25 protein-coding genes are annotated in these 18,487 nt (G+C 35.3%); 10 read left to right on the top strand and 15 right to left on the bottom strand.

What is annotated here, in order from left to right; all coding sequences use genetic code 11:
- Positions 1–6: 6 nt before the first annotated feature.
- Positions 7–504 (bottom strand): ribosomal protein S18-alanine N-acetyltransferase, encoded by a 498-nt coding sequence (gene rimI, locus ACOQN3_RS01500; protein ID WP_420544727.1) that lies wholly within the window; start codon positions 502–504, stop codon positions 7–9.
- A 75-nt stretch (positions 505–579) separates the two neighbouring features.
- On the opposite strand from rimI, the gene ACOQN3_RS01495 reads away from it, so the two are divergent.
- Positions 580–1,704, top strand: a complete 1,125-nt coding sequence (locus tag ACOQN3_RS01495) for a site-2 protease family protein (protein WP_420544726.1) — start codon at positions 580–582, stop codon at positions 1,702–1,704.
- A gap of 5 nt (positions 1,705–1,709) precedes the next feature.
- Here the strand turns inward: ACOQN3_RS01495 and ACOQN3_RS01490 are convergent, their stop codons facing one another.
- Entirely contained in the window at positions 1,710–2,792 is a 1,083-nt protein-coding gene (locus tag ACOQN3_RS01490) for a transcriptional regulator (protein WP_420544725.1), read from the bottom strand.
- Positions 2,793–2,842: 50 nt separating this feature from the next.
- Here ACOQN3_RS01490 and pyrE point away from each other — a divergent pair, with 50 nt between their 5' ends.
- Positions 2,843–3,448, top strand: a complete 606-nt coding sequence (pyrE, locus tag ACOQN3_RS01485; RefSeq protein ID WP_420544724.1) for an orotate phosphoribosyltransferase — start codon at positions 2,843–2,845, stop codon at positions 3,446–3,448.
- Positions 3,449–3,871: 423 nt separating this feature from the next.
- On the opposite strand, the gene ACOQN3_RS01480 is transcribed toward pyrE, so the two are convergent.
- Both ACOQN3_RS01480 and ACOQN3_RS01475 read right to left on the bottom strand, forming a co-directional pair.
- Positions 3,872–4,264: a hypothetical protein gene (locus tag ACOQN3_RS01480; RefSeq protein WP_420544723.1), complete on the bottom strand. Its 393-nt coding sequence runs from the start codon at positions 4,262–4,264 to the stop codon at positions 3,872–3,874.
- 110 nt (positions 4,265–4,374) lie between these two features.
- Positions 4,375–5,283: a transcription initiation factor IIB gene (locus ACOQN3_RS01475; protein ID WP_420544722.1), complete on the bottom strand. Its 909-nt coding sequence runs from the start codon at positions 5,281–5,283 to the stop codon at positions 4,375–4,377.
- A 337-nt stretch (positions 5,284–5,620) separates the two neighbouring features.
- Here ACOQN3_RS01475 and ACOQN3_RS01470 point away from each other — a divergent pair, with 337 nt between their 5' ends.
- Together ACOQN3_RS01470 and ACOQN3_RS01465 are read left to right on the top strand one after the other, a co-directional pair.
- Positions 5,621–6,163 (top strand): hypothetical protein, encoded by a 543-nt coding sequence (locus tag ACOQN3_RS01470; protein WP_420544721.1) that lies wholly within the window; start codon positions 5,621–5,623, stop codon positions 6,161–6,163.
- Positions 6,164–6,643: 480 nt separating this feature from the next.
- Entirely contained in the window at positions 6,644–7,270 is a 627-nt protein-coding gene (locus tag ACOQN3_RS01465; protein ID WP_420544720.1) for a hypothetical protein, read from the top strand.
- Positions 7,271–7,332: 62 nt separating this feature from the next.
- Here ACOQN3_RS01465 and ACOQN3_RS01460 read toward each other — a convergent pair whose 3' ends face one another.
- Complete coding sequence (locus ACOQN3_RS01460) at positions 7,333–7,521, bottom strand: hypothetical protein (RefSeq protein ID WP_420544719.1); 189 nt, start codon at positions 7,519–7,521, stop codon at positions 7,333–7,335.
- A 283-nt stretch (positions 7,522–7,804) separates the two neighbouring features.
- Positions 7,805–8,212, bottom strand: a complete 408-nt coding sequence (locus tag ACOQN3_RS01455; RefSeq protein WP_420544718.1) for a hypothetical protein — start codon at positions 8,210–8,212, stop codon at positions 7,805–7,807.
- Positions 8,213–8,411: 199 nt separating this feature from the next.
- Here ACOQN3_RS01455 and ACOQN3_RS01450 point away from each other — a divergent pair, with 199 nt between their 5' ends.
- Both ACOQN3_RS01450 and ACOQN3_RS01445 read left to right on the top strand, forming a co-directional pair.
- Entirely contained in the window at positions 8,412–9,275 is an 864-nt protein-coding gene (locus ACOQN3_RS01450) for a prohibitin family protein (RefSeq protein WP_420544717.1), read from the top strand.
- A gap of 370 nt (positions 9,276–9,645) precedes the next feature.
- Positions 9,646–9,849, top strand: coding sequence for a hypothetical protein (locus ACOQN3_RS01445; RefSeq protein ID WP_420544716.1), 204 nt, complete (start codon positions 9,646–9,648; stop codon positions 9,847–9,849).
- A gap of 551 nt (positions 9,850–10,400) precedes the next feature.
- On the opposite strand, the gene ACOQN3_RS01440 is transcribed toward ACOQN3_RS01445, so the two are convergent.
- Positions 10,401–11,360, bottom strand: a complete 960-nt coding sequence (locus ACOQN3_RS01440) for a transcription initiation factor IIB (protein WP_420544715.1) — start codon at positions 11,358–11,360, stop codon at positions 10,401–10,403.
- A 165-nt stretch (positions 11,361–11,525) separates the two neighbouring features.
- Between ACOQN3_RS01440 and ACOQN3_RS01435 the strand changes: the two genes are divergently transcribed.
- Both ACOQN3_RS01435 and ACOQN3_RS01430 read left to right on the top strand, forming a co-directional pair.
- A complete protein-coding gene (locus ACOQN3_RS01435; protein ID WP_420544714.1) occupies positions 11,526–11,654 on the top strand; it encodes a CxxC-x17-CxxC domain-containing protein in 129 nt (42 codons plus the stop codon).
- 136 nt (positions 11,655–11,790) lie between these two features.
- Positions 11,791–12,075 carry a DNA-binding protein gene (locus tag ACOQN3_RS01430; protein WP_420544713.1) on the top strand — a complete coding sequence of 95 codons (285 nt, stop codon included), beginning with the start codon at positions 11,791–11,793 and terminating at the stop codon, positions 12,073–12,075.
- A gap of 983 nt (positions 12,076–13,058) precedes the next feature.
- Here the strand turns inward: ACOQN3_RS01430 and ACOQN3_RS01425 are convergent.
- From ACOQN3_RS01425 to ACOQN3_RS01405, 5 genes are all read right to left on the bottom strand, one after another.
- Complete coding sequence (locus tag ACOQN3_RS01425; RefSeq protein ID WP_420544712.1) at positions 13,059–13,313, bottom strand: hypothetical protein; 255 nt, start codon at positions 13,311–13,313, stop codon at positions 13,059–13,061.
- Positions 13,314–13,372: 59 nt separating this feature from the next.
- Positions 13,373–13,933: a TATA-box-binding protein gene (locus ACOQN3_RS01420; protein ID WP_420544711.1), complete on the bottom strand. Its 561-nt coding sequence runs from the start codon at positions 13,931–13,933 to the stop codon at positions 13,373–13,375.
- Positions 13,920–14,171, bottom strand: coding sequence for an LSM domain-containing protein (locus ACOQN3_RS01415; protein WP_420544710.1), 252 nt, complete (start codon positions 14,169–14,171; stop codon positions 13,920–13,922). The genes ACOQN3_RS01420 and ACOQN3_RS01415 overlap by 14 nt, the downstream gene beginning before the upstream one ends.
- Positions 14,172–14,772: 601 nt before the next feature.
- Positions 14,773–15,120, bottom strand: coding sequence for a hypothetical protein (locus tag ACOQN3_RS01410; RefSeq protein ID WP_420544709.1), 348 nt, complete (start codon positions 15,118–15,120; stop codon positions 14,773–14,775).
- Complete coding sequence (locus ACOQN3_RS01405) at positions 15,117–15,629, bottom strand: hypothetical protein (RefSeq protein ID WP_420544708.1); 513 nt, start codon at positions 15,627–15,629, stop codon at positions 15,117–15,119. Before ACOQN3_RS01405 ends, ACOQN3_RS01410 begins: the two co-directional genes overlap by 4 nt.
- A gap of 165 nt (positions 15,630–15,794) precedes the next feature.
- On the opposite strand from ACOQN3_RS01405, the gene ACOQN3_RS01400 reads away from it, so the two are divergent.
- Positions 15,795–16,130 (top strand): hypothetical protein, encoded by a 336-nt coding sequence (locus ACOQN3_RS01400; protein ID WP_420544707.1) that lies wholly within the window; start codon positions 15,795–15,797, stop codon positions 16,128–16,130.
- 314 nt (positions 16,131–16,444) lie between these two features.
- Positions 16,445–16,606: a hypothetical protein gene (locus ACOQN3_RS01395; RefSeq protein WP_420544706.1), complete on the top strand. Its 162-nt coding sequence runs from the start codon at positions 16,445–16,447 to the stop codon at positions 16,604–16,606.
- 2 nt (positions 16,607–16,608) lie between these two features.
- On the opposite strand, the gene ACOQN3_RS01390 is transcribed toward ACOQN3_RS01395, so the two are convergent.
- The 3 genes from ACOQN3_RS01390 to ACOQN3_RS01380 all read right to left on the bottom strand — a co-directional run bounded on the left by ACOQN3_RS01390 (position 16,609) and on the right by ACOQN3_RS01380 (position 18,247).
- The gene (locus tag ACOQN3_RS01390; protein WP_420544705.1) at positions 16,609–16,758 is read right to left on the bottom strand and encodes a hypothetical protein; all 150 of its coding nucleotides are present in this window, start codon (positions 16,756–16,758) and stop codon (positions 16,609–16,611) included.
- 262 nt (positions 16,759–17,020) lie between these two features.
- Complete coding sequence (locus ACOQN3_RS01385; RefSeq protein WP_420544704.1) at positions 17,021–17,401, bottom strand: hypothetical protein; 381 nt, start codon at positions 17,399–17,401, stop codon at positions 17,021–17,023.
- A 99-nt stretch (positions 17,402–17,500) separates the two neighbouring features.
- Positions 17,501–18,247 carry a plastocyanin gene (locus ACOQN3_RS01380; RefSeq protein WP_420544703.1) on the bottom strand — a complete coding sequence of 249 codons (747 nt, stop codon included), beginning with the start codon at positions 18,245–18,247 and terminating at the stop codon, positions 17,501–17,503.
- Between the last annotated feature and the right edge of the window lie 240 nt (positions 18,248–18,487).

The raw sequence follows: 18,487 nt of genomic DNA, 5'->3' as shown, positions 1-18,487 counted from the left end.
TTTGAACTAGTTTAATTCGATTGCCATAAGATATGCATCTTCCCCATCTCTATAATAGGCATTTAGTTGCTGTCGTATAACAAAGCCAAGTTTTTCATACAATCTCACGGCATCAGTATTACTACAACGTACTTCAAGATAGAATTCATCACATTTTCGCAATTTTACTCCCGTAATGGATTCTTCAACAAGAGCTTTACCAATTCCTTTTTTTCTATATTCATCAAGAACTGCAACAGAAACTACGTGACCTTTTTTTACAAAACCTAATTTTTTAAAATTTGAGAAACCATATTCAGTTTTACACATGATGTAACCTACATGCTTACCTTCAATTTCTGCTACAATGAATGCCTCTGGAAGTTCGGCAAGCAGACTCTCATAAAAATAGTCAGAGTAATGTTCAGGAAGTGTTTTAAGATTAATTTCCATTACAGGAATAAGATCGCCTGATTCTGCTCTTCGAAGATTACATTCACCAAGTTGGCGAAGAATGACCTGCATATTATTACATACACAAGTATCAATATTTAATTTTAAACCAAAAGACCATTAATAGAAAGAATCAAGGAGGAGCATATGGAGGAATTTTCTCAAGAAGATGTCTCATCATTGGTCAATTCCATGTTTCATGTTAGTGATTTTACAAAGACGGAATTTTCATTAGAATTCAAAATTGAGGATTCGGATTTTCGAGAAAAATTCGAAGAGTTGGCAAGAAAGTTAGAGGATATGAATTATGTATGTAAATTAGAAAAAATAGAAAACGAAAAATTTGTTTTAATCCAGAAATTTACACGTAAAAAAAGACGATTCCTAAATTCAAAATGGTTACCAAGAATATTGTTTGCAGTAGTCATTGGATCTGTTATGTATGATGGATACCATATCACAGAAAGATGGAACACGATATTAGACATTGGAGAACCAATCAACATGGCAATAATTTATACAATTTCACTTATGGGAATAATAGGAATTCACGAACTAGGCCACATGATAGCAGCAAAAATACACAGATTAAAAACCACATGGCCATACTTTATCCCCGGAATACCAACAATCACACTATTCCCAACATTTGGAGCATTAATCTTATCCAAAGGATTAACAGTAAACCGAAGAATTCTTTTTGATGTTGCAATAGCAGGACCAATTGCAGGTTTGGTCATAGCTATTATTGTTGCATTATATGGTGCATATACTGCACCAGTCCTTGATCCAGATTTTGCAAAACAGATGTACGAGGAAGGATCTTTAGCTGATTTTAGTTTAGGAGAACCACTCTTTTTGAAAGGTGCACTTGCAATGTTTGGAAAAGGAGACACTACGGGAAATGAGGTAATAGTTACTCCAGTTCTCTGGGCTGCTTGGTTTGGCTTTTTTCTTACATTTTTGAACTTAATGCCAGCGTGGCAATTAGATGGCGGACACATGGCAAGAACAGTGCTAGGTCGGAAATGGCATAAATATATGACATATCTGAGTTTCATAGTTTTAGCGGCAATAGGATTTGGTTTTGCTGCATTGATTTTTTATTTTTTGAGTAGAAGTAATTTGAGTGCAGAACCACTTGATGATGTATCTCCGATAACAAAAAATAGAAAATTAGCCTACATAGGAATTATCGGATTGGCAGTATTGTGCGTACCTATACCAGAAAATCTATGTGTTCCAATAATTAGAACAATGTGTTTATTTTAGAAACATCATCGTAACAACAATCTGGCCCCATCAGTAACTACTGAAATTTTTTGTCTCGGACCTTGAGTTTTCAGAATGTAATCCATAGAATTTTTGATTCCATGCAGAGAAATTAGATTAAGTTTGTTAACATAGAATTCAGGAAGAATAGAAACCAAACCAATTTGAAATTTCTTTTGAATCTCGGATAAAAATAAGAGATTCTCCATTCCATCAATGTATTGTGTAGGATTTCTAAGTTGATCTAAGGACAATCTGCCCTCCATATATTTTTGAAGAGAGTTAGAGCCAAGACCAAGTTTACATTCAGCAACTAAAATAGCAAGCCCATCATTTTTTATAGCATTTGAACAATTCCACAAAGAAGAAAGAGAAGTAGAAAGAGAGTCATTGCTTGAATCTTTGCCAGTGCTTATTATCATAGTTTTTTGTGGTTCAATATCTTTAATCGCATGGGATTCCAATATCTTTGTGGTTGACATAGTTTCAGATGGATGACCAATTGTAAAATCAATTATCCCATTTGAATTTGCAACAATTTCAATTCCCTGAATGTCAAAATTATCAGAGAACTTTTTTGCTTCGTTCAGATTAGAAGGATGTTGTCCTGATGCAGGATTGTTTCCTTGACGTTTTGCATAAGCAGATAACATAGATTCGGTCCCAAATTTTTTAATCAGTCGGGTTGAAATGGTCTCATAGCCAAACAATCCATCAAATTCCATCTCTGCTAAAAATACTAAATTTGAAGAAGAGAGATCAGACCCATCAAATTCATTTATTGAGCTGCCTTCAGGCAAACCACTTTTTATTGAATTAATTATTGTTTTCTCAGCAAAAATTTTAGGAAAAGGGATTGATTTTTGTTCACACAACATGAATAGAGAAGAGATAATTTTTTGTATAGATTTGGAATTATGCAGAACCACAAGTTCTAATGGTTTTGATAAATCAATTTGTTCTAGTTTTTTGGTAATTTCAGGATCATCTAAGGTTTTTTCATCAGAATCAATTCTTTGATCAAGATTCTCAGCTCTTATATCTAAAACAACATCAGAATGACCATAATTCAGCCAAATCTCAGGCATGATTAAGAGACAATACAAACCAAAATAAATCCACTGGGATTAATAAAAATATGGAATTTGTAAAAGAATTTGCAAGATTTTTACACGAAAATGAAATTATAAAATTTGGGGATTTTACCCTAGCAAGTGGTAAAAAAAGCTCCTATTATGTAGATTTAAGACTAGTTCCAAGCTATCCTCAGGAATTTAGGAAGATGATAAAATATCTTGAAAAAGATATTGAAGAAAGTATAGGATTAGATAATTTTGATTCTATCGTGTCAGTACCTACGGGTGGTTTGGTAATTGCTTCTGCATTAGCAATAGAAACAGTAAAACCGCTAATTTACGTAAGAAGCAAACCAAAAGATTATGGGACTTTAAAGATGATTGAGGGAAAAATTCAACAAGGAATGACAGTCTTGATGATTGATGATGTTGCAACAACAGGAGGATCTGTAGTAAACGCAATAAAATCTCTAAAGGACGCAGATATCTCAATTAAAGATGCATATGTCATGGTAAATAGAATGGAAGGTGCAAACAAAGCATTGGAAGATTTGGGAGTAAAATTACATTCCATATTAGATATTTTGAAAATTTCAAATGCACTACATGAACAAGGTATTATAGATAAAGAAACTTTGACTAAAGTTAAAAATCAAGTAGAAGAGTAACTTGGCAGCTCAGACAAATGCCTTCCAATCATCAATTCAGATATAACTCTGATTCTTCATTGCAGCCAGTAAATTCTAAATTTAGTTATTTTAAAACTAATTGAAATAAATGGGCCCGAAGGTTCTCGCTTTCTCCAGCATTCGAAACCTCTAATTTTCTTAATTTTTTCAAGGTTTCAATAATCTATCGTCGTTATATTTTATAACAGTTTAGTATTCTAAATCATAATCTCTTACATGTTGTGCTGGGGATATAGTTATGGGGTTTTAAATAAGACCCACGTGGAAATGTGGTAAAAAATCACTTGGAATACTAGTGAGTTTTTTTTTAAGATTGCTTTAGATTCTCATTTTTTGGTTTGTCTCTAAATGGGCTTATTATTTTTGAACACAATAATGAACCCAAAAATAAATTAGGTATTGTTATTTCTGCAGTCCAATTACAACGATGCTCTCTTTCCAAGGAATTCCAAATTCTTCAAAACTCTCTTTTACTCTGGATTTACAATTTTCTGGAACGCAGATGTAAAACGGGATCCGTATTTTTTCAGAGGTTTGTGTTTTTGACAAACGTCTTGAAAAATCAGTAAACTGTTCTTTGGTGATCTGATCTGACAATTCATCACAGGTTTTTGTCAATCCAATGTATACCAGCCCGTTCTTTTTGTCTATTGCAAGAACATCCGGAGAATGGCGCTTGATTTTCATGGGTTTGCCATAATTTGGATAGTTGGCAAGTGAAACCTTCAAGCCTTTCTTCAGAAATTGATCAATTAACCGTTTAACAAGAAAATCGTGTTCCTTACTAGTCTGCATGCAGTCTCCATGTGGAGGCTGATTTTTTCTTCACAGTTTCTTGCGTGTTTTAACAGTAAAAGAGTGTTTGTACTGAGCTTTCGAATCTCAGTATTATGATAACTGGAAACTTACTTCTCGTGAATTCTCAGTCCCTTGTAACGGTTTCTTATTGTGACTTCTGTTACCCCAGACGAATCTGCAAGATCTCGCTGTGTTACAGGTATTTTATTTCGTATACAAGAAATGTACAATGCCGTTGCTGCAAGTCCCATCGGGTCTTTGCCTGAGGATTCATTTCGTTTTTTTGCAGAGTTCAAAATTCTTATGGCATCCCTCTTTGTCTTTTCAGAAATATCCAATTTGCTTGAAATCCTTGCAATGCACTGAACAGGATCTACTACTGGCATTTTGAGGTCTAGTTCCTGGTGTAGCAGTCTGTAGCATTTACTGATGTCTTTTCGTTTAACATTGGCAGCATAAGTTATGTCTACAAGGGTTCTAGGGGTTTCTGCGTCCCTGCAGGCAGCATAAAGAGATGCTGCAAGCATTGCAGAGATAGAACGCCCCCTGATGAGGCCCTTGTTTAGCGCCTTTCTGTAAATGTATGCTGCTTTTTCTATGACTCCTGGAGATATTGCAAGTTTGTCCTTCAGTCTGCCTAATTCGCTTAATGCCTGTCTTAAATTCCGATCTGTCGACTGAGCAGACTGGCTCCGGCTATCCCATGTTCGTAATCTCTCAATGGTGTGTTTCATTGACGATGTGAGAGGCCTTCCTGTTGAATCCCTGTTGATTGGGCTAATTACTGTAGACAGCCCCTTGTCGTGCCTTGTAAGGGATGTCGGACCTCCGGTTCTGGCAGAATTTTTGTCGCTTTCTGTTGAGAATGTTCTCCATTCCGGACCAGAACTCTGGATTTTCTCTGAAACCACATAGCCACAGTTCTGACATACTAGCTCGCCTACATCCTCATCAGACACTATGGAATCTTTTCCACACCTAAAACAAACGGTTTTACCGTTTTCTTGAACAACCATTATCGGCTGTTTCCGTCCTGATTTACCAAAATTTTATTTCCTTGTCACATACTTGCTTTTAGACATAAGATAGAAGGATTGTGTATGTATAAGAATTGTTGTATGTTTGTACCCACGTGGAAAAAATAATTTTATTCTGATGAAAAATAAGTATGGCAGAATCTGGCAATTATTTACTGTAAAATGATTTCAGACGGTTCCCTCATCTAGTTGTATCAAGATCAATCCGATATTCTCTATTTTAGACATGAACAAGTTTACATTTTTATCAATAAATGAATAATATGTTACCAAAGAAATGAAGAGATGTCCCTTATGTCAAACAGAATACAATGACGTGACACGAGTTTGTCCGTTAAGGCACTGTTCTAACTGTGGCTCATTACAATTACAGTCTCATAAAAAAAGGAGATTTCAAACATCACGAGCAAAACAGAACTTTGCATTCCTCTTACCTCCTTTGGGATTCTTTGTGTTGGTTTATGGCTATCTGTTTGTTCAAGGAGACATGATTCCCTTTCTCAGCATCGTTGCAGTTTATTCCGTGGTTTTTATCGGAATTTTGTTTAAAGTAACAATAAGAAATATCGATTGCAAAGAATGCAATGCAAAAAATTTTCCGTTTGTCAGTGACATCGACATTGATTCAGCCAAACTGAATGGAGATTTGGTCGATAAGGAAGATCTGACAAAGAAAATCGCCAAGACCGTTCTTGAAGGACTGTCCAAAGAGCAGAAAAAACACAACAAAAAAGATATCATGGTAAGAATAGTGGGTGCAGTTTCCCTGATAGTCATTGCAGGACTTGGAACTTTCTTTGTAAACCCTGATGATGTTTTGCTAGGAGAAATAATCGATTTGATAAAATCATTTCAATAAATAGAAACACTCATTTTTTCATAAAACCAGTTTGTGTGATTCTTTTGGATGGGTGCAGTTTTTACAGTCATCCTTGAAAGTCATCTCATCTGGTTTTTCTAAAGTTCAATACAGTGTTTTTCTTTGACATGTAAAACAAAATTTGAATTCCTTTTGGACGTAAAATCACAATATGTGCATTTGAATATTGATTGTTGTCTAGGTGATCCTGATTTCCTACTCATATCAAGTTCTAATTTCATTGATTAGTGATAAAACTTTTCTTTGAAGACGTTACTTCTTTTCGTTTTCTTCACGAGTTGGAAAAAAGAGAGAAAAAGAACAACTCACCTCCCTTTAATACTTGAACGACGTATAATAATATAGATATGAGTTTTAGAAGATGTGTTCACTGTAGTAGGGAATACGAAAGTCTGTATGATAGGCCTACCTGCTCCTCTGAATGTGCAATGGAAACATCATCTTCAATCGAGGTTAAAAGTGGTTAACAGTAATTTTCCAGAATTCTGCTCACCTCAGGTTGGAAGTCATGTGGAATCTCTCAAAAGTTATGCTTTACCAGATTTTATTCTGGCCCTTGTTGCAAAAGAATGCAAGTCAGAACTTGCCAAGAAAGGAAGAATTGATAAGAAATTACACAGTATGAATGAGGAATCTATAGACTTGCTGTACAAGATATTTGTAAAATGTGACAAAAATGAGTCAGGACAGTATGCATTGTACAGATTTTATGCATACATTGCCAGCATGTATTACAAGTGTGAAGTCTTGATCAATGAAAACATACTTGGAAAATCAGGAAATAACTACAAAGTTCCTGTAGCAGTAAAAAGCAATGGAATGTACATTTCAATTGCCGTAAACAAAGACACTGGGAAACAAGTAAACAAAAGGGATGCCACAAAATTTTACAACATGGCAGATGACATCAAAAAAGGAGAACACGGAACCATGTTGTATGATGCAATTTATGCTTCTTCGGTAGGATTCAACGGTGATGCCTTAGTGGAGCTTGAGAGATTAGATGAGGCAAGAGACAACGATTCTGAAAATCAATTAAATTTTAAAACAGCATATTTTGAAAACGATATTTACTCTATAATCTAGCGTTGAACTTCGTTTCAAGACTCATAAATTACAACAACATGTTTTGCAGTGTTTTTTAAAAACTAGGATTTATAGCTAATTTCGTCCAGTTCCTTCAATATTCCCTCTCGCTGCAACATTAAGTTCTGAATTTCAAACTGAATTGTTCTTGCATCCCATTTTGCATCGATCAAGGTCCAAATTCTTTCAAGAATCTCTTGTTCTGTTTCTATCTGATCATTTGTTAGTGAAGTTATTCTAATATCTTCCAAGTAATTCTATTTGTCATTCTGCTTAAAAAACTGGCGTATTCTGAAACAATGATCGAATCCAGCGGGTCACTATTCTGTTTGAAATGAAAGAAATTTTCTTGCACACATAATACTACAAAACTCTAGATTTTTGTCGATTGTTTTTTTACAAGTCAAACAAGAATTCATGTTAGAACCTAGTATCTTACGTGTCCTCTAAGATAGTCGTCATTTAGACACTCTATGCAGCAAAATTCCGAATTAAATAACTCAAATTCCTTTCTACAGTTTTTGCATTTAAGAATCATGAATATCCACGGTTCTCCCATTTTTCCATCTGTGTGCATATCATGCCCTGGTCTACGCTAACTTCTTGTTTGTTGATGATTAATAGAATTTTTTTAAATTCTTTCAAATTTTCATACAGGAAATTTGAGATTGCAGATGACTTGGACCTAGCTCCAACCACTCCAAAAGCCAATACGAGGTCTTGTGGCAGGTCAACCTCATTTCTGTATATGTATTCTTTTAGCCTACATTCAATATCGTCTGCAACCAAGACAGACGTTGTAAATGGAAATGTTTCATCCTTTGAGCCTTCTTTTACAGCAAAGATCTTGTTTGCAATGGGAACAGGATTGCCTTTTATTCTAATGGTAATTGGAATCTCTACAAGATTCATGTGAGTTTGAGTCATGACGACTTTTTGCAAATGTCTCCAACATTACAAAAACTGCAATTATCATAGCTAAAATAATTATTCATGAATTGGGCCTAGATAGACTTGAACCTGTCTGGCTCTGAATTGAACTGAATTCCAAAAAATCATTCTGCATTATACAACACGTTCCTCCCTATAAACTAGCGTTAATCTCTTGGTATAATAGGAGTGAATTCCCCACAAGATGTACTTGTCAAAATATGAATCACCAAAAGTTAACGTAAACATGAATGCAGCTAAAGGAGTTGTAATCGGAATTGTTATTCTTATTATCATTGGGGTAGTAGCTACCTCATCAGTAAAGATAGTTGATTCTGGCCATAGAGGAGTACTTTTGCACTGGAACGCAGTCGATCTGACAAACCCTCCACTTGATGAAGGTCTACACTTTGTTGTACCCTTCCAAGATGAAGTAGTGAACATTGAAGTTCGTACACTCAAATATGAAAAAGAGACTAGAAGTGCATCAAAAGATTTACAGACAGTAGAGACAACAGTTACTGTCAATTATCATCCTGACAAAGAGGCAATACACAGACTGTACAAGAATTTGGGACTTGACTATGAAAATAGAGTGATTCAGCCCGCAATTGAAGAAACTGTAAAACAAGTTACTGCAAATTATAATGCAGAAGAACTAATTACAAAAAGACCCCTAGTCAAACAAGACATTGAATCGTCTATCCGAGAAAGATTAAATCAATTCGATGTTGTGACAGAAGTAATCTCAATTACTGATTTTGAGTTTTCTCCGTTATTCTCTCGTGCAATTGAATCAAAGGTGGAGGCAGAACAAAAAGCTCTCAAAGCAGAAAATGATTTGTTAAGAATAGAAGTCGAAGCAAAACAAAGAGAGGCCAATGCCATAGGTGTGGCAAATGCAAACATTGCAGAGGCAAAAGGAGAGGCAGAGGCAATCTCAATTATCAATCAAGCACTTGCTCAGAATCCCAATTATCTGGAATGGTTGAAAACACAAGCGTGGGATGGCAAACTACCATTAGTGGTGGGAGAGGGTGGAACTCCATTTATTCAGATTCCAGTAACTCCATAATCTGAAAACCCGATCCTTTTTGAGATGATATTTTTGGTACCTAATCTACTTCGTTATTTTTTATGCATTGCAGCCTTGACATATTCATAATTCCGTCAGAGTATAGCGGCTAAAGAAAAATATTCTCATGCCAAAGCCGCCCGACTAGAAGTTATCATCTATATTTGAGAACACTGGAATAAAAGAACAGTCGTACAAATATTGAACGAATTTTAAGATCTGCTCTTTTCTTTGTATCTTGTGATATTTCATCTCACATAACAAATTGAATGGCTCTTTTGTTTAGTGAACTTTTGCGTTAACATTTATCCAATCAGTGTAATTTCAATGAATAATCAGTGACTTATACTACCTTGAGTGTGATAGAGTAATGGCAGACTATTTGGGTGACAACAACAAAAGAAAAGTTCATGATCTTCTCAATCAAAAAGAAAATTGTCAGATTGATGAAATTATGATAGTGCACAAACGATACTTTATTCCAGACACTTTTGTACAAGCAAATTCTGAAGGATACGATAGCTGTATTTGGTGCATTGGCGATTCCCAAGAGCAACACAATTACCAAGAGTAATGTGAGATTTAGACATAAAACTACAAAATAACGTCGATATATATCAGAGAAAGACTTGCCAAAGACGTGCTTAAAAGAATAATTAAAAAATTACAATTTGGTTTTTGCAATACTAAAGTTAGCGATGATATAGACAAATCCAGAAATCTGAAAAAAGAAACCATGGGAGAAATAAAAATAAATGAAATACCAATGTGAACATTGCAGCTTTCATTGGATAGGGACTTCGTATACTTTTGATGAGGTACGTGAACATGAAAAAACTCATTTGAAAAAGAAGACTTTATCAAATGATAATTTGGAGTAAATCCTGCAACGTTGTAATGTTATAGAATATAGGAAGATGAAAAGTTAGATTGCATATGCAGTTCCTTTAGTTTCAAAAAAAGTCAACCTTGTTTTAGTATCTATGTAATTGAAATTTCCTTTTACAGTTACCGCAAAATCGTTGTTTGGTTTTTTTACTTTCAGTACCTAAATATGTTCCACATCTATCACATTTTTGTTTAATCATTATTTATTTTCCAATCCATAAACATTACAATAAAAAGTCAAGTCACAACATCCTTTGATTTTTTATCTCTTGTCTCACAATCTATCTTTTGATCCAATTTCAGACTCTTGTATCGATTTCTAATGGTTACTTCTGTAACATTTGCAGCTTCTGCAATATCCCGTTGAGTCATATCCTCACAATTTTTGACACATGCCAAATACAATGCTGATGCTGCAAGACCCATCGGATCCTTTCCTGCAGACTCTTTATGGGCTTGAGCTACCTTGAGTACTTTTACAGCATAGCGCTTTGTCTTTTCTGTAATGCCAAGAATGCTTGCAATTCTTGCAATACATTGAATTGGATTCACCACGGGCATCTTTAGACCCAATTCTTGATGCAGTAATCTGTAATTTTTTGCAATATCTTTTTTCTTGAGATTGCCAGCATCTGCAATGTCTTTTAAGGTTCTAGGTGTTTCAGTGTCTCTGCATGCCGCATAGAGCGATGCAGCAATTATTGTTGATATTGAACGTCCCTTTACCAGTCCTTTTTCCAGTGCTTTTCTGTAAAGATATGCTGCTTTTTCAACTATTGAACTAGAAAGAGAAAGTTTGTCTTTTAATCTAGATAACTCATTCAACGCTTGTCTTAGATTTTTGTCTGCAGATACGTTGACCTTGCTTCTACTATCCCATGTTCTCAGCCTTTCGACTGTATTTTTCATGGTTGATGTAAGCGGTTTTCCCGAAGAGTCACGATTTATTGGATTGATGACTGTGGCAAGTCCCCTATCATGCATGGCAAGCGATGTCGGAGCTCCTGTTCTGGTAGGATCAGTACTGCCTCCTTCTTTTGCAAATGCTCTCCATTCTGGTCCTGAATCTTGTACTGTGTCAGAAACAACATAACCACATTTTCCGCAATATCTCTCCCCTGTTACACTGTCTGTTACTATCCCTTTTTTTCCACAACGTCCACATACAGTGTCAACGTCGATAATTTCTAAAACCAAAAATATGACCTGTAATGAATGGTTTTGCTTACTATAAGAACCGGCTTATTTTGTGATATTTTGTCAAATGTGCTACTTTTTTTCATTTTACTAACAAAACAAGATATTGAATCATAGTTTTGTCAAATACTAACCGTTCTTATAGATGGGAAATTGTGTCTAGTCATGTCACAAGACAGAAAGATGTACAAATGTACATGTGCAGACTGTGGTAAAGACTCTGAAGTTCCTTTTGAACCAAAGGAAGGAAGACCTGTATATTGCAGAGAATGTTTGCCAAAACATAGAAAGTAGAAGATTTTAGATTAGTTTCGTTTGATTAATTTTAAACTTAATTATTTTATTGAATTCTCATAACCTATTTTTTTACATACAATTTACAATCAGACATGCGGATCCAGTTTAAATTAGACACCAAAACCAAGTTTGTGTGTCAAACAATACAAAAGATACAATTTTCATTGGCAAGAAACCATTGATGACCTATGTCACTTCAGCTATAATTCAGCTGGCAACATTGCCTCTAATCACAATCAAAGCTAGGGGACTTAGCATTGCCCATGCAGTTGATGTGGTCCAGATAGTATTGCACAGAACCAATCCCGCATTTGTGATTGGAGATGTCAAAATTGATTCAGAGTCATTAGAGTCACAAGACGGTAGAACTAGAAATGTTTCAACAATTGAGATTTCAATAAAAAAGAAAACTGTATAATTTCGTCCCTTCAGGCTGCAAACGATGTCTTATCACAAGTGTTTTTGGCTGTTTAATCACAGATTTTTTTGTTTTTCTCAGCGTATATAGACAGTTTTTATCTATATACTTGTGCACATCAAGATTTATAGAATTACATAAAATTATATAGAAATTCAGGCACAAAATCTCAAAATTATGCCGGTATAAATAAGAGAAAAACTATCTAAGGTATGTTTAAAAAAATAATTGAAAAACTGCAATACGGTTCTTGCAAGGTCAAAATTGACAAAGAGTCAGACATAACCAAAAAAACAGAAAAAAAGAGTTCAAAGGATGTAGAAAAATAAATGGCATATCGCTGTAAACATTGCAATTTTCGTTGGGACTCATGGGATGGTAATTTCCAAAAAGTACTAGATCATGAAAAGACTCACAAAGGAAAGGGTGGTAACTGATGCTGACTTGTAACAAATGCTATAATGGCCATCATGATCAATGCATGGGAAAAGCTGGAATGTTTGATTGTGGTTGTGGGTGTCTTAAGAAATAATCTCAAACAAGAAAATGTTGTTAGAAAAAAACAGAGACAGTCTGAAAATATCTCTTAAAGGAGCTAACGTTCCATGAACATACAGAGAATGTTACAGAAATAATGGAAAAGCATTTTGGAAAAAGAACATAATAGCAAACCAATAATCATAAAGGATACAGAATCCAATACGGGCATAATCCTACTCAATACATGTGTAAATTGTGGTGAAAAATTCAAACCGGTAAACAGCATGACATATGAGACATTATGTGATTCATGCCAAAAAAATAAAATCTAACTAAACAATATGTCATGATTTTTGATATGGGTTAAACTATAGTGGTAATGATGCAATCATGGGTGCATAAAATATTCTTCAGTGCATTCTTTGCAACAAAACTCACTTATGAAAAGTTCAAAATCCTTTCCACAGTTTTTACATTTCACATTCATAACATCATCCATTATCTCAAAAGTGTCCCTTCATTATCAACTGGACTCCCAATACAATGGCTACATTGCACAAATCCTTCTTTTTCTGCCTGGTCAAGGTGTCTGGAACAAAGTAAACCCTGTCTTTTTTTTCACATAGTATAGCATGCATTCTGGTTTCATTGCAGCCAAATGGTGTGCAATCATACGGGATTTGTCGCCCATATAGCCTGCCAATATTACCTGCATCCTCTGTTTTGATTGGAATAAACGAATTGTACAACACAAGCAAGATGTTGTTTTAAATCGACACTTTCAGAGTGGAATAAGGTATTTTTGTCACATTTCAAACTAGTCATATATCATCAACTTCTTTTCTTCAAGCATTGAGTGCAACGCGTGTACAGAACGATACACATCTTCCTCTACTTTTCCGCCAGTACACACCAACTTGCCTGATGCAAAAACTAGAATCACGGTTTTTGGATCAAGCATCCTGTGAATCAGTCCTGGGAACTGTTCTGGCTCATACATGCTTCGTGGCAATGTCCTTACTGCCTTTTCTATGTTCACCCTGCCACCAAGATTGATGGATGCCACAATGTTTTGGACTTTTACTGTGGCTTCATTTTTTATCTTGATTCCTCCTTTTCGAAGCTTTTGAACCACTGTTTTTACGGCTTTTCTTGCCATGTCTTCTGATTTGGCACCTGTACATACCATCTTTCCCGAGCGAAAAAGCAATGTGGCAGTTTTGGGGTTTTTTAATCTGAAGACTGCACCTGGAAATTGTTCAGGATTCCATTCTATATCTGGGAATTTTTTTGTGACATCATCAAGATCTAGTTGTTGCTCAATTGTTGCAGAAGCAACAACATTTTCTATGCTGACTAGGGGTTTAGATTGAGCCATCGTCCTTTTGATTTGAGATATCTGGTAATGAGACCAGTATGATATTGGCTCCACGTAAAAGTATCTTGTCTGGATTTTTGACATCATCTCCAGATATGTCCTTAGAGTCAGTAAGGACGAGGTTCATCATTTGATCAAAACCTTGTAAATTCCCCTGTATTGTCCTATTATCTCGAAGTTTGATCACTATTACTTGGTCTAGATAGTCATCTAACGTGTTGATTATTTCAGAAGACAAATGCTACCTCGTTAATCTTTACCCATCTGTGTCTTGGATTCATTTATGCAACAGCCCCCACATTAGTTTCAGTCTTACACAAGTTCATCATGCATCTATGACAAAGATACTCGCCAGACGTATTCTTACAACCACAATCACAGGTACACGTATAATCATTCATAAATTGAGCCTAGAGAGACTTGAGGCCGTTTGGCTCTGAATTGAACTAAATTCCAAAAAATCATTCTGGTGTTGTTATGTCTATCCGTCCTATAAACGGGCGTAATGTCTTGGTTGTACTAATTTTCATCATTTCCCCTCTTGATTGCCGTTGTTCAAAACAACATAATTCCTTTGAAATTACAGATTACGATCAAGAGTTCTATTCACAATTTCGGAAAGTTTCGGGAAAATTCCCGAATTGATGCCGAATTGATATTGCTCATCGATCAAACTTTCGGAAACTCTCGGAACCTTTTGCCGAATTGATAAATTATTACTCCGAATTGATACCGAAAAGATAGTTTCTGAAACCTAACTGATGCCGAATTGATAATTCATCTCACCGAATTGATAAAAAATATCAAAAAGACAGTTCGTTACAACTGCTTTTCCAACATCAGCATATGCCTTCTGGGGTGTTGTCGTTTCTATTTTTGTAATGGTTGTACAACCACAGCCCTCCAAAGATTGCAATCACCACTCCGACAAAAATTAAGAAGGCCTTTACGATACCAGAGTTTCCATCAATGTTGACTCCTTTCTCATCTTTGAGATATTTTGCAAACTCTTCTGGCCTTTCCTTGAACTGTACAAAATTCCTCATACTGTTTGCACGGTATGTCCGGGGTTTCTTGTCAGGTCCCCTTTCTCTACTGCGAGGTTTTCTTTCAGCAGAATCTGTTTCAGGTTCATTATAACTTTCAAAGGTAGTTTCAACATCCACACTATTTTCTTCATCCATCATATTACGTCACCTCCCCTGGCCATGATGCTGCTACCAGAAATGATTTTTTCAATTGTTTTCTTGTGGAGATTCAATACTCCTTCTTGTGTTTTGTTTTTGATTTTGTTCTGCAAGGAGATTAGGTTGCTTCTGGATATTCCAAACTTGTAGGAATCTCGTGGTCTAATGACCAATATCATCTCTTCTAGATTGTCATAAACGGTACAATCTTGGTCTGGAGTGACTCCTAGAATGTTAGAAACATCAAGGTTTGCCACCTCCTTTCCAACATATTTTATCAAATTCCTGTCCAGTTTCATGCATAATCTGGGCAATAATCCCGTATCTACTCCAGATTTTGCCTCTATGTGGTTGGCATAATCATCCAAGGTTTCACCTAATGGCTTCCAGTAGGGAACAGTGTCTGCAGAGTCTGAGTATTTTTCTCCAGTAGAATAATTTGTAAACTGCATGTACTGGATGTATTTTCTCTGTTTTGCATCAAGATATGGAAGTACAGGAATTATCACGTTGCCTCTACCATCTGTCTTGCATCCTGCACCAACAAGTATTTTGTTGAAGGGTCAATAGATCTATGTGATTTATTATTTTTAGCAACGGAGAGATTTCTAGAAAACACGCCCTTAAGAATAAGAATAAAATTTAAAAAAGATCGTAGAGATCTGATACTGTTTTTGGAACCTGGATCAGATAAAATACAAATATTTGAAATCAAAGGCAGTGAATTAAAATCATCAAAGAAGGGTCAATTTTACACCACGTCTGTTTTTCAATTTGGAGGTAACAATAACAAATTAACAGAAGGCATAACAATAAACCGCTTAACAGAAGATGTAGAAATTTCAATAGGCAATAAAACAAATTGGTTTATGCTGTTGAAAATATTCTCCAACATAGCAAGATATGGTAGAGAAGGCACTCAAGATAAAAAAGGAATGATGGTAACCGTATCACATGAAATTCCTTATCCGATTATCAAAGATTTTATGCAAAATAGACCATTGACATAGATTAAAAATCAATATTTCATATTATGTGTTAATTCAAGTTCTTGCAGTTATTTTCAAGTAATTTTTTTTAAAAATTTATTTCAATTTTTTGGAAAAAAATATTAATTTAAATTTTAATCCACGTGGGTACACTTTCAACCACCTAAACTATAACCCCTTACATGTTGTGCTGGGGATATAGTTATGGGATTGAATAACGTACCCACGTGGGATTTTTTTTACACAAAAAAGCCTATCTCCCATTGGAAATCTTTACTGATTCCTTAAAACTAATCAAAATGAAATGTTATATCGATATCTCTACTAGTTACACCTTGTCCCTAGATATTGAATGTGGCAATTGTGGAAAGATAATAAAAACTATGAAACTACTCAGATCATTAAAAGATACAATGGGAAGTTTTTCAAACAGGTGCCCTTTCTGCGGAAAATTACTTTCTGTTGCAGATTTTTCAATAGATGTTGAAAAATTATAGAATTATTCTAATTCTTCAAAGGAACTATTGTAGCAGTTTGGGTTTGATTTGAGTTGTTCTTCTACAAGTTTTTTTGAAAAGTTGTGCTGCTCTATCATGTGTTTTGGAATGTCATTGCACTTTTTTTTGCATGTCCTGCACTTGTATTTCATGTCTTATTTTCATCCTTACAGCGAAACTATAGAAAACCAACAGGATCTCTTTTACACGGTTTTACTCAAAGTTCTCAACCCTAAATCCTGAATGACACGGTTTATTCAGTTTCATCAGGCAAGCATCAAAACTGATTATCGGTAAGAAATTCATGAATGGTAAACTCGCCATGGAAACGTCATTCCTTTCAGAAACATCTCAGGTTCATGGAAATTCAAATTATTCTTTGTGCCAAACCCACAAATTATTATGATCATCATCCTAATTATCTTCCATTTTTTCCAATACGTTGTTAATGAGAATGGGTTCAATCTTTACTTCTTGCTCTCTAATGATCACCATGGTTTTTTTAAATTCATGTAGTTTTTCATGTAGGAATTGCGATATTTCTGACGATTTGGAATTTCCTTCTGGAATCCCAAAAACTACCACAATATCATGAGGGGCTCCATTGTTTCTGTAGATGTATTCTTTGAGTTTGCATTCAATTTCTTCTCCTATTAACACGGATCTTGAAATTGTGAATTTTGCTTCTTTTGAATTTTCGTTAATCTCAAATATTTTGCATATTATTGGAATTGGATCTCCAGTTACTCTTACTGTAATTGGGATTTCAATTATGCCTGTTCTGACTTGATTCATAAGGTTTTCAAATATTCTCCATTTTGAAAAAAGACAGAAAAAAAATCATACAAAAATAGTTCACCCTAATCAACCTCCGTAATCTGATTAGCGATGGTTTTATTGTACATCGTCATCCCCACTTTCCTTTATCACCTTTTCAATAATCTCTATTTCGATATTCTCTGGATATTTGGCATAAATCTGAGTTGAATAATTCCTGCAAGAGTTAGAGGAGATGTCCTTGTCTGAGCCAACCACGACTGCCTCAAGATCTGATTTTACCAAAATCTTTGCCTTGTCTAGCTGCTTGTCTCCTGCACATATGTCAAACTGCATCATGGACTTTTCATGTCCTGCATTTACAAGTGAGCGAACCTGAACATGGGGTTCTATTGTTTTGGTCTCGGGAAATTCTGTATTGTGCGCGTGTATCTCAACAAATTTGTTGTAAATTCTCTCTGTTCTGTCATCTCCCTGATACTGCCAAACTCTGTCTTCGTAAAGATCCATGCAGTCCTGCAGGTAACTTATGAAAAAGTGCTCTTCTTGAAACTCAGATTTGTCTTGAACAACATAGGTGTTGTACAAAACATTGCACATGATAACTCTGGGATCAATAAACGATTCTTCTGGAGTCAATACTACGGGCTCTATGATTGACTCTTCTTTTATTGTGTCTATTGTCAATATGTTGTTTTCAATCAGAAATTTTATGGAATCAAGATATTCCTGATCAGATATTTTTTCTTCGCCATACCACAACGCGGTGTTTTTTACCCAAGCTGGAATAGATTCTCCTGAGGAATATGCAATACTACCAGAGAACAAGACCAGAACTGGGATTGCAACAAACAGTTTATTCATCGTCCAACCCAAAGTAACTACACATTACAGCAATTCCTAGCAAAACAACTATGGGCATTACATAAGATGAATATTTTTTATTCCAAAGAAGTCGTCGGTCTAACATCTAGGAAATCACCACTTTAACTTTGCACAAATTTTTCATGCAATCATTACAGAGATATTCGCCCGTAGGATTTTGACAGCCGCAATCGCAGACACACGTATAATCATTCATGAATTGAGCCCAGACAGACTCGT

This window comes from Candidatus Nitrosopumilus sp., from assembly GCF_965223225.1.
Lineage (GTDB): Archaea > Thermoproteota > Nitrososphaeria > Nitrososphaerales > Nitrosopumilaceae > Nitrosopumilus.
Note: the sequence above shows the minus strand (reverse complement) of the source record. Positions and strands in the feature narration are given on the sequence as shown.